Raw genomic sequence first — 5756 nt, 5'->3', positions numbered from 1 at the left:
CCGGGATGGATCGCGTCGGCATGGGTGATCGTCGCCGCCGACAGGATCGCGGCAATGTTGAGGTAGCTCCCCTTGGCCGGCGGCGGGCCGATGCACACGGTCTCGTCGGCGAGCCGGACGTTCATCGCGTCGGCATCGGCGGTCGAGTGCACCGCGACGGTCTTGATCCCCATTTCGCGGCAGGCGCGGTGGATGCGCAATGCGATCTCGCCGCGATTGGCGATCAGCACCTTTTCGAACATTCCGGGCTCTGGTCTAGGGCCTCGCGGCTGCCAACTGCCCCTCGCCCTCCCATCGCTTCGCGATGGGCCCTCCCTCTCCGCGCAAGCGGGGCGAGGGGGAAGATGCCGGCGCTCCCTCTCCCCGCTCGCGCGGGGAGAGGGCCGGGGTGAGGGGCCGGCACGGTACCGATCCACGCCTATTCGATCACCATCAGCGGGGCGCCGTATTCGACCGGCTCGGCGTCACCGATCAGAACCCGGGCGTCCCGTCCGGCTCTTGGCGCGCGGATCTGGTTCATCACCTTCATCGCCTCGATGATCAGCAATGTCTGGCCCTCGCTGACCGTGTCGCCGGCGCGGACGAACGGCGCGGCGCCGGGTTGCGACGCGAGGTAGGCGATGCCGACCATCGGCGACCTGAGCGCATCGGCGAGCCCGGCCGAATGATCGGCCCCGTTCGCCTTTGGCGGCGCTGGCGGCGGGGCAGCGGCGGCGGGCGCCGGCACCACATAGGTCGGGGCCGCCGCGGCCCCGTTGGCCCCGCGGGCGATGCGGATGCGGTGCTCGCCGACCGCGTACTCGATCTCGGTCAGCCCGGTCTCCGCCAGCACCTTGGCGAGCGTGCGGATCAATTCCGCATCGGGCAGCAGCGGCGGCAGGGCGCCGGCGCCGCTGTTCTTGCCGCGCAAATTCAACGCGCGGCCTCGCCCGACTGCGCTTCGATCAGCGCCGCCAAGGCCTCGATCGCCAACTCGTAGCCGTGCGGGCCGAGGCCGCAAATGACCCCGGTCGCCGCCAGGCTGACATACGAATGATGGCGGAACGACTCGCGCCGGAAGATATTCGACAGGTGCACCTCGATGACCGGCAGGTCGGCGGCGTTCAGCGCGTCGAGCACCGCGACCGAGGTGTGGGTCAGCGCCCCGGCATTGAGGATGATGCCGTCGGCCGATTCGCGCGCCTCCTGGATCCAGTCGACGAGCTGACCCTCGTGGTTGGTCTGGCGGAATTCGACCGACAGCCCGTGCGCGGCGGCGCGGGTCTGGCAGCGCTCCTCGACGTCGCCGAGCGTGTCGTAGCCATAGGTCGCCGGCTCGCGGACCCCGAGCAGGTTCAGGTTCGGACCGTTCAGGATGAAGATTGTCGGCAAGCGCGCACTCCGCAGCGGGCGGCGGCCTTATAGCACGCGCGACGCGGCGGCGGGCAACACGCACCCCGCCGCGGCGTTCCCGCTATCGTTTCACGGCCGGGTTGCGCGCCGCCCGGCCAAGGGGCGCCGAATCCTCCGTCTATTCCGCAGCGGCGAGCGCGGCAGGAGCCGCGGCGGTCGCCGACGGAGTGCGCGAAGCCGCCCAGTAGCCGACCCCCATGATGCCGGCCCCGGCGATCGCATTGCCGATCGTCACCCACAGCAGGTTCCAGGCGAGACCGGTGACCGACACGGTTTCGGGGTGCGGCGCCAGCAGCGCGATCGACAGCAATGTCATGTTGGCGACCGAGTGCTCGAACCCGCTGGCGATAAAGGCGTAAAGGCACCAGAAAATCGCGATGCACTTCGCGGTGTCATTGGTCATCCGCTGCGACGTCCAGATCGCAAGGCAGACGAGCCAGTTGCAGAGGATGCCGCGGGCAAAGAGTTCAAGTGCCGGCGCGTTCATCTTGGCCGCCGCCACGTTGACCATCAGGTGGCTCTGTGACGCCAGCACGACCCCGCCGCCGCCTGCGACAAACAGCGCGCCGAGAACGATGCAGCCGGCGAGATTGCCGGTCCAGGTCATCGCCCAGCTTCCGGCGACGTCGCCCGCTCTGATCGTCTTTTTCAACCAGCCGATCGTCATGAACATCGTATGACCGGTAAAGAGTTCCGACCCGGCAAAGATCACCAAGGTCAGCGCGATGGCGAAGGAGGCGCCCATCGCTAGCGGCCTGATGCCGGGATCGAGATTGGAGCCGACGCTGAAAATCAAAATGATGCCGAGCCCGACATAGGCACCAGCCAACATCGAGCTGATAAAAAATGCGCCCGGCGAGCGCCGTAAATAGGCGGCCTTCGCGGCGGCCGCCTTAGCGAACTGATCGACCGTTTCGAGAAACATGGTTGTACTCCGTCGGCTTAATACACATCCCGCAGATAGCGGCCTTCGCGGGCAAGACGGGCGAGATAGGCTTTGGCGCCGGCCGCATCCATGTGGCCCTCCTTGGCGATGATGTAGGTGAGGCCGCGATCGACATCGCGCGCCATCTTTTCGGCGTCGCCGCAGACATAGAGATACGCGCCGTCTTCGAGCCAGGCCCAAAGCTCTGAGGCGTTTTCGAGCATGCGGTGCTGGACGTAGATTTTGTGCGCCTGGTCCCGCGAAAACGCGGTATCGAGCCGCGTCAGCAACCCGTCGCGGCAATAGCCGGTCAGTTCGTCCTCAAAGAGGAAATCCTGGGCGCGGCGCTGATTGCCAAAGAACAGCCAGTTGTGGCCCTTGGCGCCGGTCGCCTGTCGTTCTTCGAGAAAAGCGCGGAACGGAGCGATGCCCGTGCCCGGACCAATCATGATGACCGGCTTGTCCGATGCCGGCAGCCGGAAGCTCTCGGACTTGCTGATGTAAACGGGCACCGTATTACCCGGCGGCAACCGGTCACTGAGAAAAGTTGAGGCGACGCCGCCGCGGTCTCGCGCGCGCAGCTTGTAACGGACGACGCCGACCGCGAGATGCACCTCCCGGGGCGTCGCTTTCGGCGACGAGGCGATCGAATAGAGCCGCGGAAGCAGCGGGTCGAGCGCCGAAATCAGCTCCGATAGCGGCGGCCGCGCGGAGGGGAATGCTTCGAGCAGATCAAGCAGGTCGGCGTTGTCCGGACCCACGCCGGGATAACCCTCCGCCATCGCCTGCAGGATTCGCGATTCCTCGCGGTCATGCGCACGTGAGGCCAGCACTTCGACTGCCTCATCGGAAATGCGGCGGATTTCGCAGGCTTCACTGAGCGCCTCGATCAGCGGCCGTTCGACGCCGTCGGGTGACTGCACTGGCGTATCCGGTGACGCGCCCAAGCATTCGATGATCGCCGCGACCAAACCGGGATCATTGCGCGCCTTGATACCAAGACTGTCGCCGACCTCGTAATGCAGCTCGCCGTCAGTCGCGTCGAGCACGACATGCCGCGTGTCCTTTTCGGCGCCCGTCGCATGAAGTGGCACTGCCTGCCGCAACCGCGCCTGCAGAGGCGCCGCGGCGCTGCTCACCGCCTCCTGCTGAGGTACGGGTACGGCCGGCGCAGTCGGAATGGTCGCTTTGGCCGCCACGGGCGCTCCGACCGATCCTGCGCCGATTTCGGCAATCAGTTCTTTGAGCTTGCGCGAGGTTGCCTTGCCGCCGGGGACACAACGGGTGAGCGAAGGCTCCGCACCGCTCGTGATCGCCGCCGCATAGGTCTCGCAGAAATAGCCGCATTGCCCGCAATCGAGTTGCGCCATTGCCGCCATCAGCACGTGCTGGGGCTTGTGGCCGGCGGCCATTTCCAGTCGTTCGTCGAGCGACAAGAGCGGGTCGTGCCATGGCAGATCTTCGGGTTCCGGTTCCGGCTCGCGCGCAAAGGATGGCATCGCCGCTGTTGCTGGAAGCGGTGCGACGTCATCGAGGAAAACACAGGCGAGATATCCATCAAGCCAGGCGCGTTGGACCGATGAAAACGGCGCGTTGTCGGGAAGGCGAGGGACTATGTTCATGTCTTTTGGCCCACCTCACGCCGCCCGCGAGACCGGCGTCAGCATCGCGCGCAGTTCGGCGTCGCTATGTCGCCCGGCAAAAGCGTAAAAGCTCTCGTCGTCGCGGCGATGCGCGAGATAGGCGCGCAGAAGCGCCTCGACCCGCATCGGCACTTCCTCGGCCGGTATAGACTGGACGATTTCACGCCCCAGCCGCTGCTCGGCGCCCGCACCGCCGCCGACATGCAGGTGATAACCTTCGATCTCATCGTCGCCGCCCGCATCGACCTTCGTCGCCAAGAGGCCGATATCGCCAACGATGTGCTGCGCGCAGGAATTCGGGCAGCCGGTGAGGTGAATGTTGAGCGGCGTATCCAGCACCACCCGCGCATCGAGATGATCCGCCAGCGCCAGCGCGTGCCGCTTGGTGTTGGCGAGCGCAAACTTGCAGCCGACATTGCCGGTGCAAGCGACAAGGCCGCCGCGGATGGCGCTGGCCTTGATACCGAGGCCCAGCGCTTCGATCTCGGCGGTTGCCGCCGCCACGTCCGCCTGCGGAATGTCCGAGATCAATAAGTTCTGCCACACCGTCAGACGCAGCGTTCCAGAACCGCAGCGCTCGGCGATACCGGCGAGGCCGCGCAGCTGCGCACTTGTCACCCGGCCGACGGGAAAGACGACCCCGACGTAAGAAAGCCCCGGCTGCGCCTGCTCGTGGACGCCGATATGCCCGTAACGCTCGATCGGTCCGCGCGGCTCGTTGATCTCCAGCGCGGCATGGCGCCATGGAAACGGCAGATACGCCGCCGCCTCTTCGACCAGCTTGGGAATGCCCCAGCGGTCGATCAGGTACTTCATGCGTGCCTTGTGGCGATCCGTGCGGTCGCCGTTGGCGATGAAGGCCTTGACGATCGCGACGGCGGCCGGAACGACCTCTTCCGGCTTCAGCAGCACGCCGGCATCGGCGGCGAAGGCCATGTGCCCCGTGAGCCCGCCCAGCGCCATGCGGAAATAGACCCCCTCCGGCACCTCTTTTCCTGGCCCCACGCTGACCGCCGTAAAGCCGATATCGTTCGTGTCTTCGAGTACCGACAGCTTGCCGCCGCCGTCGAACGCGATGTTGAACTTGCGCGGCAGGCCGTAAAGCTCGCGGTGATTAAGGATCAAGTGATAAAGAGCGCGGCACAGCGGTCGCGTGTCGTAAAGCTCCTGCGGGTCGACCCCGGCGGCGGGACTGCCGGTCAGATTGCGAATATTGTCGGCGCCTGACCCGCGCGATGTCAGCCCGAGTTCGTCGATCGCTTCAAGGACCTCAAGGGGATGGCTCGCGCCGATCTCGCGGATCTGCAAATTGGCGCGCGTCGTGATGTCGACATAACCGCCGCCGAAACGCTCGGCGACATCGGCAAGGCCGCGGGCCTGGTCCGCTCGGACAATGCCGCCCGGCAGGCGCAACCGCAGCATGAACGCGTCCTGGTTCGGCGCGACATAAAACAGCCCGTGGAATTTGTGGCGGAAAATATCGAGCCCCTTGGGGAATCGACCCGCCACGGCATTGGCGGCGATCTCATCCCAGATGTCAAAGGGGTGCTTCTCGCGCTTCGCGACTTCCTCGGGCACAAGCTTGCCGCCGGCCGCGATGGTCCGATCCTGCGCCTCATAATGGATCGCCATTGGGTCGGCCGCGTACGGATTTGCCTGGTTCGCCGGACCGCGGCTTGCCGCTCCGTTGGGCACGGTGATGCCGCGTTTGTTGGCAATCGCGGTAATGAAGCCTTCGAGATACTGCTTCTGTTCGTCCGTAAAGCCCTGATCTAACGCCATTAATCTGCCACTAA

General features: G+C 65.8%; 6 protein-coding genes. All 6 read right to left on the bottom strand.

Features of this window, described 5'->3' with window-relative positions; all coding sequences use genetic code 11:
* A partial coding sequence (locus tag JOY90_RS16355; protein WP_291692156.1) for a biotin carboxylase N-terminal domain-containing protein occupies nt 1-242 on the bottom strand: 242 nt, incomplete at its 3' end.
* 176 nt (nt 243-418) lie between these two features.
* Nucleotides 419-910: an acetyl-CoA carboxylase biotin carboxyl carrier protein subunit gene (locus JOY90_RS16350; protein WP_291692158.1), complete on the bottom strand. Its 492-nt coding sequence runs from the start codon at nt 908-910 to the stop codon at nt 419-421.
* 2 nt (nt 911-912) lie between these two features.
* Nucleotides 913-1371, bottom strand: a complete 459-nt coding sequence (gene aroQ / locus JOY90_RS16345; RefSeq protein ID WP_291692155.1) for a type II 3-dehydroquinate dehydratase — start codon at nt 1369-1371, stop codon at nt 913-915.
* A gap of 139 nt (nt 1372-1510) precedes the next feature.
* Complete coding sequence (gene nirC / locus JOY90_RS16340) at nt 1511-2317, bottom strand: nitrite transporter NirC (RefSeq protein WP_291692154.1); 807 nt, start codon at nt 2315-2317, stop codon at nt 1511-1513.
* 17 nt (nt 2318-2334) lie between these two features.
* Complete coding sequence (locus JOY90_RS16335; RefSeq protein WP_291692153.1) at nt 2335-3939, bottom strand: sulfite reductase subunit alpha; 1605 nt, start codon at nt 3937-3939, stop codon at nt 2335-2337.
* 15 nt (nt 3940-3954) lie between these two features.
* Nucleotides 3955-5756, bottom strand: a 1802-nt coding sequence (locus JOY90_RS16330; RefSeq protein ID WP_367276946.1) for a NirA family protein, incomplete at its 5' end; no start/stop codon positions are given.

Source organism: Bradyrhizobium sp. (genome assembly GCF_019242285.1).
Taxonomy (GTDB): domain Bacteria; phylum Pseudomonadota; class Alphaproteobacteria; order Rhizobiales; family Xanthobacteraceae; genus Bradyrhizobium.
Note: the sequence above shows the minus strand (reverse complement) of the source record. Positions and strands in the feature narration are given on the sequence as shown.

What these genes read in the sequence shown, in the direction of transcription:
- JOY90_RS16335 (WP_291692153.1), bottom strand. Translation starts at nt 3,939, where the DNA reads ATGAACATAGTCCCTCGCCTTCCCGACAACGCGCCGTTTTCATCGGTC.
- nirC (WP_291692154.1), bottom strand. Translation starts at nt 2,317, where the DNA reads ATGTTTCTCGAAACGGTCGATCAGTTCGCTAAGGCGGCCGCCGCGAAG.